Genomic DNA, 18,166 nt, shown 5'->3' with positions numbered 1-18,166 from the left:
CGTGTCATCGCGCCGGACGAACCGCCTCGCGCTCCAGCTCCGCGCGCAACAGCGCCTTCAAGTCCAGCAACAGTCGCAACCGGTCCGGTGGACCGCACACTCCCACGACGAAGGGCGAGCGCCCCGCCACCCTCAACGCGGGCGCGGGCTTGATATCACCCCGACGCGCGCGCAGCACCTCCGCCACGCGCTCCACCTTCACCGCCACCCGCCGCGCGCCCAGCCTGCAGACCAAGAGGCGCGCCTTGCGCGACTCCACCGAGGGCTGCCCCTGCAATCTCTTGCGCAGGTCCACCACCGGCAGGATGACGCCGCGCAGGTGCAGCACGCCTTCGACGAACGACGGCGCGTGGGGGATGGGTGTCACGCGCTGGAGCGGGAGCACCTCCTCCACGCGCTGGATATCGAGCGCGTATTCGTCCTCGCCGACGAAGAAGGCGCACAGCTGCACTGGCGAGTCCGGGTGTCCCGCGGGCGCCTCGGGCACACCGGAAGGATGATGCGCCAGCAGGTTGACGGAGTCCTTCATGACGCCAGCGCCTGTTCGGGGTCCAGGAGGATGAACAGCGAGGGTCCGCGTCGGCCGATGGCCACCACGCAGTCACGGTCCCCGATTCGGAGGCTCGGCGGTGGCGGCTCCAACATGGAGGGCTTGAGCTTCACCACGCCGCTGACGCTGTCCACCCACACACCCGCGGGCCCCGTCTGCGTGCGCAGCACGAGGATGCGTGCCTCTCGCGGCGGCACGGGCGCGTCGGGGCCGGCGACCAGCGGCGCGCGTTCCGCGAGGCCCAGGCGCACCTTGATGTCGTACGCGGGCAGCAGCTCGCCGCGCAGGTTCAGCACGCCCAGCAGTTGGGGCTCGGCCCTGGGAATCTCCGTCAGCGGCGGCACCTTGGCGATCTCGCGCACCGCGCGGATGGGCACCGCGTAGCACTCTCCCTCCAGGCGGAAGGCGAGGTACTCCTCGGGGACCTCCTCGGGCGTGACGGAGGCCACGCCGTCGCTGCCGGCGGCGAAGTCCTGCAGCCCGCTGACGTCCTCGTCCGGACGGAAGAAGAAGTCGTCGAGCAGTTCGGCGAACCGGGACACGGCTCGCGAGGATAGCAGCCGGCCGCGCCGGACGTCAGGCCCGCCTTCGCTCCAGGGCCAGCCCGTCTTCCAGCAGCGCGCCGACATCCAGCACCAGCACGGGAGTCCGGTTTCCCAGGTCCGTGGCGCCGGAGATGCCCCGGACCGATTGCAGCCGGCCGCCCAGGGGCTTGGTGACGATGTCCTGCTGCCCGTGCAGTTCGTCCACGGCGATGCCCAGCCGCTCCTGGGCAAGCCCCACCACCACCACGAAGTAGCGGCTCACCGGCCGCTCGGGCAGACCGAACAGGCGCGACAGGCGCACGAAGGGGAGCGTCTGTCCGCGCAGGTCCAGCACCTCGCGCCGCTCCACGGTGCGAATCTCGCGGGGCTGCACGGAGAGGATTTCGAGCACGCTGTTGAGGGGAACCGCGTACGTGCGCGCGCTCACGCCCACGACCAGCGCGCGGATGATGGCCAGCGTGACGGGCAGCGTCAGGTGGAAGGCGGTGCCCTTCCCGCGCTCGCTCCACACGTCGATGATGCCGGAGAGGTTGCCCAGGTTGTTCTTCACCACGTCCAGGCCCACGCCTCGGCCGGACAGCTCGGACACGCTGCGCGCGGTGGAGAAGCCCGGCAGGAAGATGAGGTTGAGCAGCTCGCGGCGGCCCATCTCCTCGGCCTGCGCGAAGGTGATGAGGCCCCGCGTCAGCGCCACCTCGCGCACGCGCAGCTCGTCGATGCCCGCGCCGTCGTCGCTCACCTCGATGACGACGTGGTTGCCCTTCTGCACGGCGCGCAGCGCCACCACCGCGCGGCGGGACTTGCCCGCGGCCAGTCGCGCGTCCGGTGACTCGACGCCGTGGTCGATGGCGTTGCGGATGAGGTGCATGAGCGGGTCGCTCAGCTCCTCGACGATGAGCTTGTCGAGCTCCACCTCGCCGCCGCCGATGACGAAGTCGATCTCCTTGCCCGCCTCGCGGGTGATGCGACGCACCAGCCGGGCCAGCTTGTCGAACACCTGGCCCACGGGGACCATGCGTGCCTCGAGCAGGCCCTCCTGGAGGGCCTCCAGCTTGCGCTCCAGGCCCCGCGTCTCGCGCGCCAGCTCCTGACCGAACAGCTTCGACAGGGGCACCACGCCGTCCTGCCGCGCGGACTCGGCGAGCCGCTGGAGGTTCGCCTTGATGAGCAGCAGCTCGCCCACCATGTTGATGAGGCCATCCAGCTTGCCGATGTCGACGCGCACCGTCTGCGTCAACGAGCGCAGCGACGGCTCCGGCGCGGTCGCGGCCACGGTCGTCGGAGGTGTCGAGGTCGGGGCTTCGGCGGAGGTCGATACCGCGCGCACGGGAGCGCGGCCTCCGGGGCCCTGGAGGTACGTCACGAGCGACGGCCCGGTGGTGGCCGCGACGCCCTGCAGCAACGTCACGCCACCCAGCCCCACACTTGCAGGACCCGAGGTTGGATTCACGCCCCCCTTCCCCATCGGGGGCGAGCCCGCGTTCTCACGCCCGGCGTCACCCCGCGCCACCCCAGCCCCTTGCTCCGTGAGCGGCAGCGACGGCTGTCGCCCTTCCGCCGCCCCCTTCGCGCCGCGCTTCTTCCCACCGCGCTTCGGCGCGGGCGTCGCCACCCCGGGACTCTCGGGGCGCGTGCCCGGCGGCTCCACGACGATGGCGGGCGGCTCGACCACCCGGGCCAGCACCTCCGCCGAGTGGGCCGTCGCGGGCACTCCCACGGGCCGCACATTGAGGGGAGCCAGCTCCGCGGGCGTCCCACTCAACCCGGACTCCAGCTCCGTCACCGACACGTGCGTGCCGAAGATGAGGTCGAACGCGATGCCATGCGCCCCACCCGGCCGCGCGGACGGCAGCGTGCTGATGACCTCGCCCAGCGGCTTGAGCCGCGTGTTCAGGTCCGCCAGCCCCTTGTCGAAGTCCGACAGGTCGAACGCCGCGCGCACGCGCCACAGCGCCACGCCCCGCCGCACGTTCTCCCGGAGCCGATGCTCCTCGTACTCCGTGAAGACCGAGCGCACCTGCGCTTCCAGCTCCAGCCGCTCCAGCGGGTCCTCGTCCCGAGCGACGGGCACCTCGCCCAGGCGGATCAACCGCTCCGCCATGCCCTCCACGCGCCGGCTCAGCGCGTCCGTCTCCGAACCCCGCGCCGTCTCCGCCAGCAGCGACTGGAACGCATCCAGCGCTTCAATCAGCGTGTCGAGCACCGCGTCGTCCAACAGCAGCCTGCCCAGCCGCAGCCGGTCGAGCAGGTCCTCCGTCCCGTGCGCCAGCCGGGAGATGCGCTCCTGCCCGAACAGCCCCGCCAGGCCCTTGAGCGAGTGCGCCGCGCGGAAGATGCCGTTGACCCGCTCCGGGTCCGCCTCCTGGCCGCGCCGCTCGTCCAGCACCAGCAGGTCCTTGCCGAGCGCCTCGAGAATCTCGGTCGCCTCGGCCACGAACTCGGCCAGGGCCTTGCTCGGGGGACTCACGGCAGCTTCAGGTACCGGCGCAAGAGCCCCTCGAGGCTGCCGGGCTGGAACGGCTTGACCAGGTACTCCGCCGCCCCCAACGCCATGCCCCGCTCGCGGTCCTGCTCCCGCCCCTCCGTGGTGATGATGAAGAGCGGCACGTCGCGGTAGTTGGGGTTCTTCTTGACGAAGTTGATGAGCTCCAGCCCGTTGATGTCGGGCATGTTGATGTCGGTGATGATGAGGTCGAAGCGGTGACGCGGCAGCAGCTTCAGCGCCTCGAAGCCGCTGGAGGTGACGACGGCCTCGATGCCCTCCACCGCCTCCACCGTCGACGCGATGTATTCGCGCGACGCCTTGGAGTCCTCGACAATCAACACCTTGACACGCATGCGTGCACGCCCCGGACGGTCCCCCGATGCTAACAGAAGGCCTGCCCGGTCGCCGAGCTTCAGCCCTTCCTGCCTGGTAGGAGTCGGACGAGCGCCTTGTCCGTCAGGAGGGCCACCCGTCCGCCCTTGAACGCCGGCAAGAAGCCCTTCTGGAAGGCCTCTGCCCGCGCCGCGTCATCCAACGAACCGCCGCCGGGGATTTCCAGCGCCACCGACGCCACCTTGGCCCGGCTGAGCACCTTGCCCGCCTCGGCCAGCGCCTCGTGGAGCCTTTCGGCGTCCAGCGCCTTCCGGGCCCCCAGGCCCACGACAAAGATGCGCGGCACCTCCAGCTTCCCGTCCGCGGGCAACAGGAGCCAGTCGTCCTTCACGCCGGAGAAGAAGCCACCCTTGAGCACCCGCGACAACGCACCGCACAGGCGCCAGTCCACGTAGCCCGCGGTGGCTGGCAACGGGCGATCATCCTCGGCCACGAACAGGCACAGGGCGTCCACGCCGGTCAGCGAGTCCAGCCCCTCCATCCCGATGTCGTGCGTCGTCGTCTGGCTCACCGCGGTTGCTCCTCGGCTCGGGACTTCAGTCCTTCTTGAGCGCCACCGCCACCCGGTCCAACAGGCCGTTGACGAACGCGCTGGACTCCTCCGTCCCGAAGTTCTTCCCCAGCTCCACCGCCTCGTTGATGGTGACCTTGCGGGGGATGTCCGGACGGTACTTCAGCTCGAAGATGCCCACGCGCAGCACGTTGCGGTCGATGCGGGACATGCGGTCCAACCGCCAGTTGTGGCTGTGCGACTCGATGAGCCGGTCGATCTCCGCGCGGTGGCCCTGCACGCCGTCCACCAGCTCGCGGGCGAACTTCACCGCGTCCGGATCGCGCTTCTGCTCCTCGGCCTCGGCGGAGGCCGTCCACGCCGACTCCAGCGCCTCGTACACCGACGTCCCCGGCGCCATCTCCAGCTGGTAGAGCGCCTGCAACGCCCGCTCACGTCCCGTTCTGCGCGCGCCCATGGACTACCCCTTCCTCGCGTCGAGCGCGGGGATGCGCGCGTACAGGTTCACCATCTCGATGCAGGCCAGCGTGGCCTCGGCGCCCTTGTTGCCCGCCTTCACGCCCGCCCGGTCGATGGCCTGCTCCACCGTGTCGGTGGTGAGCACGCCGAACGTCACGGACGTCGCGGGGTTGGCCGCCGCCGCGTTGAAGGCCACCGCGCCGATGCCCTTGGCGCACTCGCCGGCCACGTAGTCGAAGTGGGGCGTGCCGCCGCGGATGACGGCGCCCAGGGCGATGACGCCCACGTACTGACGCGACTCCGTCACGCGGCGCACCAGCCCGGGCAGCTCGTACGTGCCGGGGCAGCGGTACACGTCCACGTCCGCGTCGGCCACGCCGTGGCGCACCAGCGTGTCCACGGCGCCCTTGGCCAGCTCCTCGGTGATGAAGCCATTGAAGCGGGCAACGCAGATGGCGAAGCGGCCCTTGGGGGGGAGGAAGTCACCTTCGATGTAGCGAGGCATGCGGGGCTTCCTACACCACCCGCGCCCCCGCCGTCGCCTGCTACGGCGTGCCGAAGCCCGCCGCCCGGACGGTCGCCTCCGTCACCCCACCCGGGGAAGCGCCCACCTGCCCGCGCTGGAGCGAGAACAGCCGGGCCACGTACTTCCCAATCGGGTCCGCCTCCAGGTTGACCCGGGCCCCCACCGCCTTGGCCCGCAGGGTGGTGCGCTCCTGCGTCTCCGGAATCAGCTGCACCCCGAAGCGGTCCGCGCCCACGCTGTTGACCGTCAGACTGATGCCGTCGATGGCCACCGAGCCCTTCTCGATGAAGTACGGCGCCAGGGACTCCGGCAGGCCGAACACCATCACCCACGAGCCCCCTTCCGGGTAGGTCTCCAGCACCGAGCTGACCTGGTCCACGTGCCCGGAGACCAGGTGCCCGCCCAGCCGGTCCCCCAGCGCCAGCGCCCGCTCCAGGTTGACCCGGTCCCCGGGCCGCACCCCGTCCAGCGTGGTGCGCCTGAGCGACTCCGGCGCCACCTGCACCCGGAAGGTGTCCCCGGACCGCTCCACCACCGTGAGGCACGCGCCATCCACGGCGATCGACTCGCCCAGCGCGAAGCCCGAGGCCCCCAGCGCCGTGCGAATCCACAAGTCCGTCATCCCACCCGGGATGACGCGCTCCACCCTGCCGATGTCCTGAATGAGCCCGGTGAACATGATGCCCAGGCTTATAACGAACGGCCCCGCGGGTCGCCCTCGTCCGGCGCGCCGATGTGTCCGTCATTCACCGACACCATGCGCCCCGCTCATGGGCGCCGAAAGTGCCTAGAGCAGCGCCTGGAGCAGGATGTCCGGGCCGTGCTGCTCGAAGGTGAGGTCCTTCACCGCGAGCGCCTGGGCCATCTCCTTCACGCCCAGGTCCCCGGCCCACGACATGCCCTCGCGGCCGAGCAGCTTGGGCGCGAGGAACAGCGCCAGCTCGTCCGCCAGCTTCTCGCGCAGGAAGGAGCCGTACATCTCCGCGCCGCCCTCCACGAGCACGTGGTTGTGGCCGGAGCGGGCCAGCTTGCGCAGGAGCGCCTTCAGGTCCACCCGGTCCGCCTTGGGGCGCACCTGCCACACCTCCACGCCCTGGGCGAGGAAGCGCCGGGCCTTGCGGCCCTCGGGGTCCTCCAGCGTGGCGATGATGGTGCGCGCGGAGCTCTTCTGGTTGAAGACGGTGTAGCGCGGCGACAGGCGCAGCCGGCTGTCCACCACCACGCGCAGCGCGTCCTTGCCCCCGCCGCCGGGCAGCCGCGTGGTGAGCTTGGGGTCGTCGTGGCGCACGGTGTTGGCGCCCACCAGGATGACGTCCACGGAGTCGCGCAGCCGGTGGACCCACTCGCGCGCCTTCTCACCTGTCACCCAGCGCGAGTCCCCCGTGGCCGTGGCCAGCTTGCCGTCCAGCGTGGCCGCGGCCTTGAGCGTCACCCAGGGCATGCCCGTGCGGATGAGCTTGAAGAAGGGCCGGTTGAGCTTGTCGGCCTCCGCCTGGAGCACGCCGGTGACGACCTTCACGCCCGCGCGGCGCATGCGCGCCACGCCCTTGCCGCTCACCTTGGGGTTGGGGTCCGCCGAGCCGCAGAAGACGCGGCGCACGCCCGCCTCGATGATGGCCAGGCTGCACGGCGGCGTGCGGCCGTAGTGGTCGCACGGCTCCAGCGTGGAGTAGAGGTCCGCGCCCCGCGCCTTGGCGCCCGCGGCCTCCAGCGCCACCACCTCCGCGTGCGCGGTGCCCGCCTTCTTGTGGTAGCCGCGGGCGATGATGCGGCCGCCCTTCACCAGCACCGCGCCCACGACGGGGTTGGGGCTGGTGCGGCCCAGGCCCTTGGCGGCCTCCTCCAGGGCGATGCGCATGAAGAACTCGGCCACCGCGCGGTCGAAGTCCGCCGCCCGCTTCGCCCGGGGCGCCCTCGTGGCTTCGAGCTTTGCCCGCGTGAGCAGCCTCATCCGTTCTCCTTCAACTGCCCCGGCCCGGGAGGAGCGGCGGCTTCGCCTTGCGCTCGCGCTCCTGGTCCTCGAGCAGGTCCTTCAGCTCGTGCATGAACTCGGAGATGTCGCGGAAGCTGCGGTACACGGAGGCGAAGCGCACATAGGCCACCTCGTCCATCTGCTGCAGCCGGCGCATGACCTCCTCGCCGATGACGGACGAGTTGATCTCCTTCTCGCCCATGCCCTGCAAGAGCCGCTCGATGGCCACCACCGTCTCCTCCAGCTTGTCGGCGGAGACGGGGCGCTTCTCGCAGGCCTTCTTCAGGCCGCTGACGATCTTCTCGCGGTCGAACGCCTCCCGCCGGCCGTCCTTCTTCACGATGAGCGGGTAGAGCTCCTCCACCCGCTCGTACGTCGTGAAGCGGCGCTTGCAGGCCAGACACTCGCGGCGCCGCCGGATGACGGAGCCCTCGTGTGACTCTCTCGAGTCGATGACCTTGTTTTCGGCATCCTGGCAGAACGGGCAACGCATGGAGGCGGGAGAGAATCTCCTGTCGGCGAACGAGCGGCGAGCTACTTCAGACGCGAGGCGTACAGCGGGAAGCTCTGGGCCAGCTCCTTCACCTGCCCGCGGATGCGCGCGAGCCCAGCGTCGTCCTGGGCCGCGTCCAGCGCGGCGCCGATGAGCTTGCCCACCGTGGCCATCTGGGCCTCGCGCATGCCGCGCGTGGTGATGGCGGGCGTGCCCACCCGGACACCGGAGGTCACCATCGGCTTCTCCGGGTCGAACGGAATCATGTTCTTGTTCACCGTGATGCCCGCCTTGTCGAGCACCGCCTCGGCCACCTTGCCCGTCAGCTTCTTGGGCCGCAGGTCCACCAGCATCAGGTGGTTGTCGGTGCCGCCGGACGTCAGCCGCAGGCCCGCGGACAGGAGCGCCTCCGCCAGAGCGCTCGCGTTGGCGACGATCTGCTTCTGGTACGCCTTGTACTCCGGCGTCAGCGCCTCGCGCAGGGCCACGGCCTTGCCGGCGATGACGTGCATCAGCGGGCCGCCCTGGATGCCGGGGAAGATCTGGCTGTTGATGGACTTCGCGTACGGCTCCTTGCCCATCACCAGGCCGCCGCGCGGACCGCGCAGCGTCTTGTGCGTGGTGGTGGTGACGATGTCCGCGAAGGGCACCGGCGAGGGGTGCACGCCCGCGGCGACCAGGCCCGCGATGTGCGCCATGTCCACCATCATGGAGGCGCCCGCCTCGTCGGCGATCTCCCGGAACTTCGCGAAGTCGAGCGTGCGCGGGTAGGCGCTGGCGCCCACGACGATGACCTTCGGCTTGTGCTCCAGGGCCAGCTGGCGCACCTGGGCGAAGTCGATGGTCTCCGTGTCGCGCGTCAGGCCGTAGTGGACGACCTTGTAGAGCTTGCCGGAGAAGTTGAACGTGGCGCCGTGGGTGAGGTGGCCGCCGGAGTTCAGGTCCAGGGACAGCATGGTGTCACCGGGCTTCATCAGCGCCATGTACGCGCCCATGTTCGCCTGGCTGCCCGAGTGCGCCTGCACGTTGACGAAGTCCGCGCCGAACAGCTGCTTCGCGCGGTCGATGGCGAGGTTCTCCACCACGTCCACCACCTCGCAGCCGCCGTAGTAGCGCTTGCCGGGGTAGCCCTCCGCGTACTTGTTGGTGAGCACCGAGCCCACCGCCTCCATCACCGCGGGGCTGACGAAGTTCTCCGAGGCGATCAGCTCCAGGCCTTGCTCCTGGCGCTCGGTCTCATGACGCACGGCCTGGGCAATCTCGGGGTCCACCTCGGCCAGAGTGCGGGTGTTCTCCATGGCTGATCTCCTCACGACGACGGGTACTGCGAAGGCCGCTAGCCCTGGGACTCGGCCTCGCGAATCTTCTGCACGCGGCGCTCGTGGCGACCGCCCTCGAACGCCGTGCCGAGGAACGCCTCCAGGATGGCCCGGCCCACGCCGGCCCCCACCACGCGCTGGCCCAGGCACAGCACGTTGGCGTCATTGTGGGCCCGCGCCATCCGGGCCTCGAACTCCGTGGTGCACAGGGCCGCTCGCACGCCCCTGTGCTTGTTGGCGACGATGCTCATGCCGATGCCGGTGCCACACACCAGCACGCCCAGCGTGGCCTCGCCGGACGTCACCGCCTTCGCCACGCGCGCGGCGAAGTCCGGGTAGTCCACCGAGTCCCGGGCGAAGGGCCCCACGTCCTCGTGGGCCACCTTCCGCTCCTGGAGCGCCGCCACCAATTCCTGGCGGAGCTCCAGGCCCGCGTGGTCCGAAGCGAGAATGACTTTCACGCGGGTCTCCTCGCTCCCCGTTACTGGAAGCGCTTGAACAGCAGCACCGCGTTGGTGCCGCCGAAGCCGAACGAGTTGCTCATCACCGCGTCCACCCGGAGCTCTCGCGCCTGGTTGGGCACGTAGTCCAGGTCGCACTCGGGGTCGGGCGTCGTCTGGTTGATGGTGGGAGGCAGGATGTTGCGCGACAAGGCCAGCGCGCTCACCACGCCCTCGTAGCCACCCGCCGCGCCGAGCATGTGGCCCGTCATGGACTTGGTGGACGACACCGCCACCTTGCGGGCGTGCTCGCCGAACACCGCCTTGATGGCCTTGGTCTCGTTCGCGTCGTTGAAGGGCGTGGAGGTGCCGTGCGCGTTGATGTAGCCCACGTCCTCCGGGTTCATCCCCGCCGACTGGAGCGCCAGCCGCATGCAGCGCGCCGCGCCCTCGCCTTCCGGCGCCGGCTGCGTCACGTGGTACGCGTCCGAGTTGGCGCCGTAGCCCACCAGCTCCGCGAGGATCTTCGCGCCGCGCTTCTTCGCGGCCTCCATCTCCTCGAGCACCAGCATGCCCGCGCCCTCGCCCATGACGAACCCGTCCCGGTCCTTGTCGAACGGACGGCTGGCCGCCGCCGGGTCGTCATTGCGCGTGGACAGCGCCTTCATCACCGAGAAGCCACCCAGCCCCAGCGGGGTGATGGCCGCCTCGGCGCCGCCGGCGATGGCCGCGTCCGTCTCGCCCAGCTTGATGGACTTCCAGGCCTCGCCGATGGCGTGGGCGCTGGTGGCGCAGGCGGACACCGGAGCCCAGTTGGGCCCCTTGCAGTTGTAGCGCATGGAGATCAGCCCAGGCGCCATGTTGACGATCATCTGGATGATGAAGAAGGGCGACAGCCGGTCGAACCCCTTCTCCAGGCCCTTGCGGTGCTGCTCCTCCAAGGAGGAGATGCCGCCGATGCCCGAGCCCACGATGACGCCCACGCGCTCCGGCACATAGCCGTGCGGCGCGTCCGGGCCCACCGGCAGCCCAGACTCCTCCACCGCCATCGCCGCGGCGGCCATGGCGTACTGCGCGTAGAGGTCCATGCGGCGCACTTCGCGCTTGTCGATGAACTTCTCCGGCTCGAAGTCCCGAACCTCGCCGGCGATTCGCGTGTCGATCTTCTTGGGGTCGAAGCGGGTGACGAGGGAAATGCCTGAAGTGCCAGCAAGCAGCGCCTGCCAGTTCTTCTCGGTTCCTGTGCCCAGTGCCGAGATGAGCCCGGTACCGGTGATGACGACTCGACGGTGTGACACGGTCCTCTCCGGTGGCGCCTGAGACGCCGGGGACGCCGCGCTTCAACGCGGCGTCACCCCGCCCCCCGGCACGCTGTGTGCTGTCTACTTCTTGTGGTCGGTGACGTACTTGATGGCGTCGCCAACGGTCTTGATGTTCTCGGCCTCCTCGTCGGGAATCTCGACCTCGAACTCCTCTTCCATCGCCATCACGAGCTCGACGATGTCGAGGCTGTCGGCGCCAAGGTCTTCGATGAAGGACGACTCGGGCTTGATCTCGTCCTCTCCCACGCCGAGCTGGTCGGCGATGATGTTCTTGACCTTGGCCTCAATAGCGGACGTCGACATAATGCTGAACCCTCCAGGAACCAGATGTAGGCCCGGAAGGCTTCCCGAGCCCTGTCGAAAGCCGGCGCGGTATATCCCACGCCCGCTGGCAATCCAACCTTGGGTTACATGTACATGCCGCCGTTGACCTTGAGGACCTCGCCGGTGATGTAGGAGGAAGCGTCACCTGAGAGGAAGAGGACGGCCTGGGCCACCTCCTCCGGGCTGCCCAGCCTCCCCAGCGGGATGCCCTCCACCATCTTCTGGCGCAGCTCGTCGTTCAGGTGGGCCGTCATGTCCGTGCTGATGAAGCCGGGCGAAACGGCATTGACCCGGATGCCCCGGCTGGAAAGCTCCTTGGCCACCGTCTTCGTCAGGCCCACGAGGCCCGCCTTGGCCGCCGAATAGGCCGACTGGCCGGGGTTGCCCATGTCGCCCACGACGGAGGTGACGTTGACGATGGCGCCCGAGCGCTGCTTCATCATGGGCCGGCTGGCGGCCCGGATGAGGGCGAAGGGGCCGCGCAGGTTGGCGTCGAGCTGCTTGTCCCAGTCGTCGTCCTTCACCCGCATGACCAGGCCGTCCACGGCCATGCCCGCGTTGTTGACGAGCACGTCCAGCCGGCCGTGGTTCTTGACGATGCCCTCGATGGCGGCGGCGCACGCGGCGGTGTCCGACACATCGAAGCGCACCGACTCCGCCTTGGCGCCGGCGGCGGTGAGCATCCCCACCGTCTCCTGGGCCGCGGCCTCGTTGCCCGCGTAGCTGATGATGACCGTGGAGGCGCCCGCCTTGGCGAACGCCACCGCGCACGCCCGGCCGATGCCGCGCGAGCCACCCGTCACCAGCACCACCTTGTCCTTGAAGCTCATGCGCTCACCCCAGCGCCGCGAGCACCTTCTCCAGGCTCGCGGCGTCCTCGACGTTGAAGGTTTCGATGTCCTTGGTGATGCGCTTGACCAGCCCGCACAGCACCTTGCCCGGCCCCAGCTCCACCACGCGCGTGACGCCCTCGGCCTTGAGCGCCTCCACGCATTCAATCCACCGCACCGGCGCGCTCACCTGCTCGAGCAGGAGCGGCACCACGCGGGACACGTCCTGGTTGGGCCGCGCCTCCACGTTCGTCACCACCGGCACCGCCGGCGCCGACAGCTTCACGCCGCCCAGCACCGCCGCCAGCCGGGGCTTCACCGGCTCCATCAGCGCGCAGTGGAAGGGCGCGGAGACGGGCAGCGGCATCACCCGCTTGGCGCCGGCCTCCTTGCACTTGACGCCCGCGCGCTCCACCGCCGCCGCGTCGCCGGCAATCACCGTCTGCTCGGGCGAGTTGTAGTTGGCCGGCGACACCACCTGCCCTTCCGCCGCCGCGTCACAGGCCGCCTTCACCTTGGCGGGCTCCAGCCCCAGCACCGCCGCCATGGCGCCCACGCCCGCGGGCACCGCCTCCTGCATGAAGCTGCCGCGCGCGCGCACGGCCCGGGCCGCGTCGCCCAGCGACATGGCGCCCGCGGCCACCAGCGCGGAGTACTCGCCCAGCGAGTGGCCGGCCACGAAGGCCGCCTGGGGCCCGCGCTTCGCGAACACCGCGTGCGCCGCCACCGACACCGTCAGGATGGCCGGCTGGGTGTTGGCCGTGAGCTTCAGCGCGTCTTCTGGTCCCTCGAAGCAGAGCTTGGAGAGCGACTCTCCGAGCGCGTCGTCCGCGGCCTCGAAGACGGCGCGGGCCTCGGGGAACTTCTCGAAGAGGTCCTTGCCCATCCCGACGGCCTGGCTGCCCTGCCCGGGAAACACGAATGCGACCTTCGCCATGTGCGGTCTCTGCCTCCTGATACGTCCAAATCCGTCCTGTGACATCGGGCGCCTTCGCGCCGACATCCCCCGGGCCACGGTCCTCCGCCGGGAAGCACTCACCCGACGTCGTGGGTCGCGGGGCGCGTCCTGTCTCCAGCCGGTCCTGACGTCACCTCGAGGAGACCCGTCGCAGCCCAATGCCCAGGCGTCCGCTCTCTAATCGGAAACCGATTGCTCTGTCCCCTTTTTTCCCCTCGGGTGGGCAGGCAGCCAGGACGCGGCGCGGGCGATGCATCGCGTCAACTCCTCCTGCAGTCCGGCCTGGGCGGTGGCCAGCGCGGCACCCAGCGCGTTGTGGATGGCGCGTGGGGACGAGCGGCCATGGGCCACGATGCCCACCCCACGCAGGCCCAGGAGGGGAGCCCCGCCCACCTCGGCGTAGTCCACCATCTTGCGCAGGCCCGCCAGGGCGGGCTGGAGCAGCATCGCGCCCAGCTTCTCCGACAGGCCGCCCCGCTTCTCGATGGCCTGCCGCAACAGCCCGATGACGCCCATGCCCACGCCCTCGGATGTCTTGAGGACGACATTCCCGGTGAAGCCGTCCGTCACCACCACCTGCACGTCGCCGGAGAACAGGTCCTTGCCCTCGACGTAGCCGGCGAAGTCCAGGTCCGACTGGCGCAAGAGCTCGCTCGCCTCGCGCGTCAGGGGCGTTCCCTTGGAGGCCTCTTCTCCATTCGAGAGCACCGCCACCCGGGGGCGCGAGACGCCCATGCGAAGGCGCACGTAGGCCTCGCCCAGCACGGCGAACTGGGCCAGGTGCGAGGGCTTGCAATCCACGTTGGCGCCGGCGTCCAGCAGCAGGCAGCGCCCGCCGCCCTTGAGCGCGGGGAAGAGCGCGGCCAGGGCCGGACGCTCCACGCCCGGCAGCCGCCCCAGTGTCATCAGCCCTCCCGCCATCACCGCGCCGGAGTTGCCCGCGGAGACGAGCGCGTCCGCGTGGCCGTCGCGCACCAGCTCGAAGCCCACGCGCAGCGATGAGTCGCGCTTGCGGCGGAAGGCCGTGGAGGCGTGGTCGTCCATCTCCACCACCTCCGAGGCGTGGTGCACCCGGAGGTTCGGCGGCGGCAGCCCCCGGCCCAGGTGGGGCGTCACCCGCGCGGTGTCCCCCACCAGGACGACCTGATGCTCGGGGTGGGCGCGGGCGAAGAGCACGCCACCCTCCACCGGAGCGGCCGGGGCATGGTCGCCCCCCATCGCGTCCAGGACCAGCCTCATCCCTGCCGTCCCCTCGTCTGTGCGCGTGTCATGTCCCACCCGGCCCGCACCTTCCGGGCGCGAGGCGGCGCGCAGGAGACCAGGAACCTCCCAGGGGGGCAACGAATCGCTGGCCCCGCCACGTGGGGTGGGAGCAGGTGGGCGACGGCCCGGGAGACGCTCCGCATCGGTGTCCCGTACCTGGGGTGGAGGTCAGCCGGGCGGGCGGCGTGGATCCGCGGCTCCAGGGCTCCAGGGATGATCCGCGCGGTGGCGCAGAATGGGCTGGGCGTCACGAGCGTTGTCCCGACGCGCCCCATGGGATATCTGGCCCCGGGGTGGCCTTCGAGCGCCGAGGTCTGGATGATGGATCCAAGCCATACACGCTCATTGACTCGGACCTTGTGAGCCGCTAGGGTCCGCCGCCTTTCATGCCGGACGGGGAGTACGCGAGTTGATCGCGACCGCTTCCAGCCCGGCGTTGGACCGACATGTTGCGCAGGGAGCCGGGGACCCCGGCACAGCGCGTGAGACAGAGGTGAGCCGTGGGCGTCCCCAAGAAGCGTACTTCCAAGATGCGTCGTGACCGCCGTCGTGCGGCGAACAACAACCTGCGCACCGCGGTGCAGGTGACCAAGTGCCCGAACTGCAAGGAGCCGGTGATGCCTCACCGCGCCTGCACGTCCTGTGGCCAGTACAAGGGCCGCGAGCTGCTGCCCCAGGCCGAGGCCTGAGTCTGCCTCACTGACGCTCCCCTTCCCGGGAGCGTCGCTTCAGTGCGAAGGGCCGCGCCTCCTGCTTCCGGAGGTCGCGGCCCTTGCTCTTTTCACGACCCCGCCAACCGCGCGGGGCCGTGAGCAATCATCCAGACTTCAGTTGTTGAGCTTGATGTCCTTGAGCTTCGCCAGCCGGGGGTCCACCGGCCGGGTGTCGCACTGGCACGTCGCCTCGTTGAGGTTGGTGCCGCACTGCGAGCACAGGCCCTTGCAGTCCTCCTTGCAGACGAGGTTCATCGGCAGCGCCAGCAGCAGCTGCTCGCGGAGGATGGGGTCCAGGTGGATGGTCTTCCCATCGAAGAGCTCCTGGTCGGCGTCGTCCAGCTCGAACGAGCCGCCCGTCTCGCCCTGCTGCCGCTCCTTCTTCTCCATGGACTTCTCGTCGTCGTCCTTGAAGTCGTCGCCGCGGGCCAGCGACTCGGGCACCAGGTTCAGGGTGAAGGACACGGGCAGGGCCAGCTCCACGTCCTTCAGGCAGCGCTTGCAGGGGGCCGTCAGCTGGGCGGTGAACTTCCCCTCCAGCAGCACGCCGCCGCTCACCTTGCGCAGCGACGCCTTGAGCTGGGAGGCCCGCGTCGCTCGGAAGCCGGTCTCCTGGCCAGACGACTCGCCGTCCAGCGCGGCGCTCAGCAGCTCCTGCGCGATGGGCTCGTCCAGCTTCAGCCCGGACTCATGAATTTGTTCAACCTTTACGAGCATTTACGCGACTTCCCGGTCAAAATGGGGCGGGCAACATAGAAGGCGGACCCTCCAGCGTCAACACGCCCGGGTTCCACAGCACCGCGAAGATGTCACGCCGCCGTCACCACCGGTGGAGTGGCCTTCGTGGATCCTCCAGACAACGCTTTGCTAGGGTCGGTTTGATGCACAGGCATGATTCGCCGTCGCGGGTGGGGGCGCTCTTTCTCGTCGTGGGCCTCCTGGCGCCCCCCGGGTTGGCCCGTCCGCTCTTCCCCGCGCCCGTCCTCTCACAGCTCGGCCCCACCAGCCCTCAAATCGACCGCGCGCGCGAGCAGATCGACGACGGTGAGTTCGAGGAGGCCCGACGCACGCTCCAGGAAGGGCTGGACGCGCCGGATGTCACGGACGACCAGCTGGTGGAGCTCTACCGCCTGCTCGGCCTCACGGCGCTCTACCTGGGCGACGAGCACCAGGCGCGTGAGGCCTACGAGAAGCTGCTCCAGGCCCGGCCCGACTACGAGCTGCCCCGCACGGCGCCGCCCAAGCTGCGCTCGCTCTACGCGCGCATCAAGGAGGACATCCGCAGCCGGCGCGTGCGCCCCGTCACCCTGGACGTGGACCCGATTCCGGACCCGCGCGGCGGAGAGCCCATCGTCGTGGAGGCCACCATCCAGGAGCTGGCGCTCGGCGCCCGCGCGCGGCTGTTCTACCGACGCGCCGGAGGCCAGGCGTACAACTCCGTCGACTTCGTGAAGGACCGCGGCGAGAAGGAGCGCTTCCGCGCCGTCGTCCCCGCCTACGACGTGCCCCTGGAGCCCGAGCCCTACGAGGTCGAGTACTACTTCGAGGTGGTGGACGCGGCGCAGCGCCGGCTCGCCGGCCGCGGTGACTCGTTCCAGCCGCTGCTCTTCCAGGTCGCCCCCGAGAAGGCCACGGCCACGGCCGCCGAGGCCTCCGAGGGCCGCCCCTGGTACAAGAGCCCCTGGCTCTGGGTGGCCGTGGGCGCGGTGGCCATCGGCGGCACCGCGGGCGTCGTCGCCCTCACCTCGTCCGAAGATCGCGGCCGCGTCCCCATCACCATCCGCGTGGACCCCTCCCAGCCATGAGCCTGCGCCTCCTGAACGTCCTGCCGCTCGCCGCCCTGCTCCTCGCGTGCGGTGATGCCCCCTCCTCCCACGCCGGCCGCTTCCCGCTGGACGTGACGATGTCGCGCGCGGTGGCCAACGAGGTCCACGCGCTCCAGGTGAGCGTGCTCAAGAACGGCTCGGGCCGCAGCTGCACGGAGTTGCAGCGCACCTGCCTCAACACACAGGTGAAGCGCGAGGACCTCGTGATGCTGGAGGACTCGCGCGGCAACGAGGGCCGCGCGCTGCGCTTCACCGTGGACATGGCGGCCCTGGAGAACGGCGGCAGCCAGGCGCTCGAGGTGGACGTGCCGGTGGGGCGCGACTACGCGCTCGTCATCGAGGCCATCGCCGTGGGCTCGCCCTCGCGCTTCCTGGGCAGCTCCTGCAACTACCTGCAGGTGGTCAACTCCGGGAACAACGCGCCGGTGCTCGCCGCGCCGCTGGTGCTGACCGAGCAGTCCTGCGACCCGAGCATCGCCCCCTGAGCAGCCGTGCGCCCACGCTCCGGGCACAGCGCCGCCCACCGCCTTAAGAGGACGCCATGACGCGAATCCTGATCATCGAGGACGAGCAGGACCTCGCCGGCCTCGTCGAATACAACCTGCGGGCCGCCGGCTTCGAGACCGAGTCCGCCAACACGGGCGCCGGGGGCCTGGCCCGCGCGCGCGCCAACCCGCCGGACCTGCTGCTCTTGGACCTGATGCTGCCGGACATCGCGGGCGGCGAGGTGCTGCGGATGCTCAAGCAGGACCCGGAGCTGCGCAAGACGTCCGTCATCATCGTCAGCGCCAAGGGCCAGGAGTCCGACCGCGTGCAGGGCCTGGAGCTGGGCGCGGACGACTACGTGGTGAAGCCCTTCTCCGTGCGCGAGCTGCTCCTGCGCGTCAAGGCGGTGCTGCGCCGGGGCGACGCCGACGAGGGGCCCGCGCAGGTGCTCGCCGCGGGCGACATCCTCCTGGACACCTCCCGCCACCAGGTGCGCGTGAAGAACGAGGAGGTCATCCTCACCGCGCTGGAGTTCCGCCTGCTGCGCACGCTCTTGGAGCGAAGCGACCGCGTGCAGACGCGCGAGGTGCTCCTGTCCGACGTCTGGGGCATCCAGGCCGAGATCCACACCCGCACCGTGGACACGCACATCAAGCGGCTGCGCGAGAAGCTCGGCCCCGCCGGTGACATCATCGAGACGGTGCGCGGCGTGGGCTACAAGCTCAGCCCTCCGTAGCCGACGAGCCCCCAC

Annotated in this window: 22 protein-coding genes; 4 read left to right on the top strand and 18 right to left on the bottom strand. The window is 70.3% G+C overall.

Annotated features, from left to right (window positions below):
• Positions 1-4 precede the first annotated feature (4 nt).
• From OWM54_RS35830 to plsX, 17 genes are all read right to left on the bottom strand, one after another.
• Positions 5-529 carry a chemotaxis protein CheW gene (locus tag OWM54_RS35830; protein ID WP_223745811.1) on the bottom strand — a complete coding sequence of 175 codons (525 nt, stop codon included), beginning with the start codon at positions 527-529 and terminating at the stop codon, positions 5-7.
• Complete coding sequence (locus OWM54_RS35825) at positions 526-1,092, bottom strand: chemotaxis protein CheW (RefSeq protein WP_267700319.1); 567 nt, start codon at positions 1,090-1,092, stop codon at positions 526-528. Before OWM54_RS35825 ends, OWM54_RS35830 begins: the two co-directional genes overlap by 4 nt.
• Before the next feature lie 34 nt (positions 1,093-1,126).
• Complete coding sequence (locus OWM54_RS35820) at positions 1,127-3,562, bottom strand: chemotaxis protein CheA (protein ID WP_267700318.1); 2,436 nt, start codon at positions 3,560-3,562, stop codon at positions 1,127-1,129.
• A complete protein-coding gene (locus tag OWM54_RS35815) occupies positions 3,559-3,933 on the bottom strand; it encodes a response regulator (protein WP_046714844.1) in 375 nt (124 codons plus the stop codon). Before OWM54_RS35815 ends, OWM54_RS35820 begins: the two co-directional genes overlap by 4 nt.
• A 59-nt stretch (positions 3,934-3,992) precedes the next feature.
• Positions 3,993-4,484, bottom strand: coding sequence for a M17 family peptidase N-terminal domain-containing protein (locus OWM54_RS35810; RefSeq protein WP_223745808.1), 492 nt, complete (start codon positions 4,482-4,484; stop codon positions 3,993-3,995).
• 25 nt (positions 4,485-4,509) lie between these two features.
• Positions 4,510-4,941 carry a transcription antitermination factor NusB gene (gene nusB, locus OWM54_RS35805; RefSeq protein ID WP_141327756.1) on the bottom strand — a complete coding sequence of 144 codons (432 nt, stop codon included), beginning with the start codon at positions 4,939-4,941 and terminating at the stop codon, positions 4,510-4,512.
• Between the two features lie 3 nt (positions 4,942-4,944).
• On the bottom strand, positions 4,945-5,448 hold the full coding sequence (ribE, locus tag OWM54_RS35800; protein ID WP_046714846.1) for a 6,7-dimethyl-8-ribityllumazine synthase: 504 nt from the start codon (positions 5,446-5,448) through the stop codon (positions 4,945-4,947).
• Positions 5,449-5,488: 40 nt separating this feature from the next.
• The gene (locus OWM54_RS35795) at positions 5,489-6,148 is read right to left on the bottom strand and encodes a riboflavin synthase (protein WP_267700317.1); all 660 of its coding nucleotides are present in this window, start codon (positions 6,146-6,148) and stop codon (positions 5,489-5,491) included.
• 108 nt (positions 6,149-6,256) lie between these two features.
• On the bottom strand, positions 6,257-7,420 hold the full coding sequence (gene ribD, locus OWM54_RS35790; RefSeq protein WP_223745807.1) for a bifunctional diaminohydroxyphosphoribosylaminopyrimidine deaminase/5-amino-6-(5-phosphoribosylamino)uracil reductase RibD: 1,164 nt from the start codon (positions 7,418-7,420) through the stop codon (positions 6,257-6,259).
• A gap of 10 nt (positions 7,421-7,430) precedes the next feature.
• Positions 7,431-7,934, bottom strand: coding sequence for a transcriptional regulator NrdR (gene nrdR / locus OWM54_RS35785; RefSeq protein WP_223745806.1), 504 nt, complete (start codon positions 7,932-7,934; stop codon positions 7,431-7,433).
• Positions 7,935-7,975: 41 nt separating this feature from the next.
• Positions 7,976-9,232: a serine hydroxymethyltransferase gene (gene glyA / locus OWM54_RS35780; protein ID WP_267700316.1), complete on the bottom strand. Its 1,257-nt coding sequence runs from the start codon at positions 9,230-9,232 to the stop codon at positions 7,976-7,978.
• A gap of 38 nt (positions 9,233-9,270) precedes the next feature.
• Complete coding sequence (gene rpiB / locus OWM54_RS35775; protein ID WP_046714851.1) at positions 9,271-9,714, bottom strand: ribose 5-phosphate isomerase B; 444 nt, start codon at positions 9,712-9,714, stop codon at positions 9,271-9,273.
• Between the two features lie 20 nt (positions 9,715-9,734).
• The gene (gene fabF, locus OWM54_RS35770; RefSeq protein ID WP_267700315.1) at positions 9,735-10,991 is read right to left on the bottom strand and encodes a beta-ketoacyl-ACP synthase II; all 1,257 of its coding nucleotides are present in this window, start codon (positions 10,989-10,991) and stop codon (positions 9,735-9,737) included.
• Positions 10,992-11,075: 84 nt separating this feature from the next.
• Positions 11,076-11,318, bottom strand: coding sequence for an acyl carrier protein (gene acpP, locus OWM54_RS35765; RefSeq protein WP_046714853.1), 243 nt, complete (start codon positions 11,316-11,318; stop codon positions 11,076-11,078).
• A 104-nt stretch (positions 11,319-11,422) separates the two neighbouring features.
• Positions 11,423-12,169, bottom strand: coding sequence for a 3-oxoacyl-[acyl-carrier-protein] reductase (gene fabG / locus OWM54_RS35760; protein WP_141327744.1), 747 nt, complete (start codon positions 12,167-12,169; stop codon positions 11,423-11,425).
• A gap of 4 nt (positions 12,170-12,173) precedes the next feature.
• Positions 12,174-13,106, bottom strand: a complete 933-nt coding sequence (gene fabD / locus OWM54_RS35755) for an ACP S-malonyltransferase (RefSeq protein ID WP_141327742.1) — start codon at positions 13,104-13,106, stop codon at positions 12,174-12,176.
• Positions 13,107-13,304: 198 nt separating this feature from the next.
• Positions 13,305-14,366 carry a phosphate acyltransferase PlsX gene (gene plsX, locus OWM54_RS35750; protein ID WP_267700314.1) on the bottom strand — a complete coding sequence of 354 codons (1,062 nt, stop codon included), beginning with the start codon at positions 14,364-14,366 and terminating at the stop codon, positions 13,305-13,307.
• Positions 14,367-14,890: 524 nt separating this feature from the next.
• On the opposite strand from plsX, the gene rpmF reads away from it, so the two are divergent.
• Positions 14,891-15,079, top strand: a complete 189-nt coding sequence (gene rpmF, locus OWM54_RS35745) for a 50S ribosomal protein L32 (protein WP_046714857.1) — start codon at positions 14,891-14,893, stop codon at positions 15,077-15,079.
• Between the two features lie 138 nt (positions 15,080-15,217).
• On the opposite strand, the gene OWM54_RS35740 is transcribed toward rpmF, so the two are convergent.
• Positions 15,218-15,820, bottom strand: a complete 603-nt coding sequence (locus OWM54_RS35740) for a YceD family protein (RefSeq protein WP_141327738.1) — start codon at positions 15,818-15,820, stop codon at positions 15,218-15,220.
• Between the two features lie 164 nt (positions 15,821-15,984).
• Here OWM54_RS35740 and OWM54_RS35735 point away from each other — a divergent pair, with 164 nt between their 5' ends.
• The 3 genes from OWM54_RS35735 to OWM54_RS35725 are packed head-to-tail and all read left to right on the top strand — an operon-like array spanning position 15,985 to position 18,151.
• Positions 15,985-16,908: a tetratricopeptide repeat protein gene (locus tag OWM54_RS35735; RefSeq protein ID WP_141327736.1), complete on the top strand. Its 924-nt coding sequence runs from the start codon at positions 15,985-15,987 to the stop codon at positions 16,906-16,908.
• Entirely contained in the window at positions 16,905-17,414 is a 510-nt protein-coding gene (locus OWM54_RS35730) for a hypothetical protein (RefSeq protein WP_141327734.1), read from the top strand. Before OWM54_RS35735 ends, OWM54_RS35730 begins: the two co-directional genes overlap by 4 nt.
• Positions 17,415-17,470: 56 nt before the next feature.
• Positions 17,471-18,151, top strand: a complete 681-nt coding sequence (locus OWM54_RS35725) for a response regulator (protein WP_046714861.1) — start codon at positions 17,471-17,473, stop codon at positions 18,149-18,151.
• Positions 18,152-18,166 lie beyond the last annotated feature (15 nt).

Origin of the sequence: Myxococcus sp. MISCRS1, assembly GCF_026626605.1 — a bacterium.
Taxonomy (GTDB): domain Bacteria; phylum Myxococcota; class Myxococcia; order Myxococcales; family Myxococcaceae; genus Myxococcus; species Myxococcus fulvus.
The sequence above is the reverse complement of the archived record's forward strand: the minus strand, read 5'-3'. Positions and strand labels throughout refer to the sequence as shown.

What these genes read in the sequence shown, in the direction of transcription:
- ribD (WP_223745807.1), bottom strand. Translation starts at nt 7,420, where the DNA reads ATGAGGCTGCTCACGCGGGCAAAGCTCGAAGCCACGAGGGCGCCCCGG.
- glyA (WP_267700316.1), bottom strand. Translation starts at nt 9,232, where the DNA reads ATGGAGAACACCCGCACTCTGGCCGAGGTGGACCCCGAGATTGCCCAG.
- OWM54_RS35725 (WP_046714861.1), top strand. Translation starts at nt 17,471, where the DNA reads ATGACGCGAATCCTGATCATCGAGGACGAGCAGGACCTCGCCGGCCTC.
- OWM54_RS35735 (WP_141327736.1), top strand. Translation starts at nt 15,985, where the DNA reads ATGCACAGGCATGATTCGCCGTCGCGGGTGGGGGCGCTCTTTCTCGTC.
- OWM54_RS35830 (WP_223745811.1), bottom strand. Translation starts at nt 529, where the DNA reads ATGAAGGACTCCGTCAACCTGCTGGCGCATCATCCTTCCGGTGTGCCC.
- fabG (WP_141327744.1), bottom strand. Translation starts at nt 12,169, where the DNA reads ATGAGCTTCAAGGACAAGGTGGTGCTGGTGACGGGTGGCTCGCGCGGC.
- OWM54_RS35730 (WP_141327734.1), top strand. Translation starts at nt 16,905, where the DNA reads ATGAGCCTGCGCCTCCTGAACGTCCTGCCGCTCGCCGCCCTGCTCCTC.
- OWM54_RS35740 (WP_141327738.1), bottom strand. Translation starts at nt 15,820, where the DNA reads ATGCTCGTAAAGGTTGAACAAATTCATGAGTCCGGGCTGAAGCTGGAC.
- plsX (WP_267700314.1), bottom strand. Translation starts at nt 14,366, where the DNA reads ATGAGGCTGGTCCTGGACGCGATGGGGGGCGACCATGCCCCGGCCGCT.
- fabD (WP_141327742.1), bottom strand. Translation starts at nt 13,106, where the DNA reads ATGGCGAAGGTCGCATTCGTGTTTCCCGGGCAGGGCAGCCAGGCCGTC.
- OWM54_RS35815 (WP_046714844.1), bottom strand. Translation starts at nt 3,933, where the DNA reads ATGCGTGTCAAGGTGTTGATTGTCGAGGACTCCAAGGCGTCGCGCGAA.
- acpP (WP_046714853.1), bottom strand. Translation starts at nt 11,318, where the DNA reads ATGTCGACGTCCGCTATTGAGGCCAAGGTCAAGAACATCATCGCCGAC.
- nrdR (WP_223745806.1), bottom strand. Translation starts at nt 7,934, where the DNA reads ATGCGTTGCCCGTTCTGCCAGGATGCCGAAAACAAGGTCATCGACTCG.
- nusB (WP_141327756.1), bottom strand. Translation starts at nt 4,941, where the DNA reads ATGGGCGCGCGCAGAACGGGACGTGAGCGGGCGTTGCAGGCGCTCTAC.
- OWM54_RS35795 (WP_267700317.1), bottom strand. Translation starts at nt 6,148, where the DNA reads ATGTTCACCGGGCTCATTCAGGACATCGGCAGGGTGGAGCGCGTCATC.
- ribE (WP_046714846.1), bottom strand. Translation starts at nt 5,448, where the DNA reads ATGCCTCGCTACATCGAAGGTGACTTCCTCCCCCCCAAGGGCCGCTTC.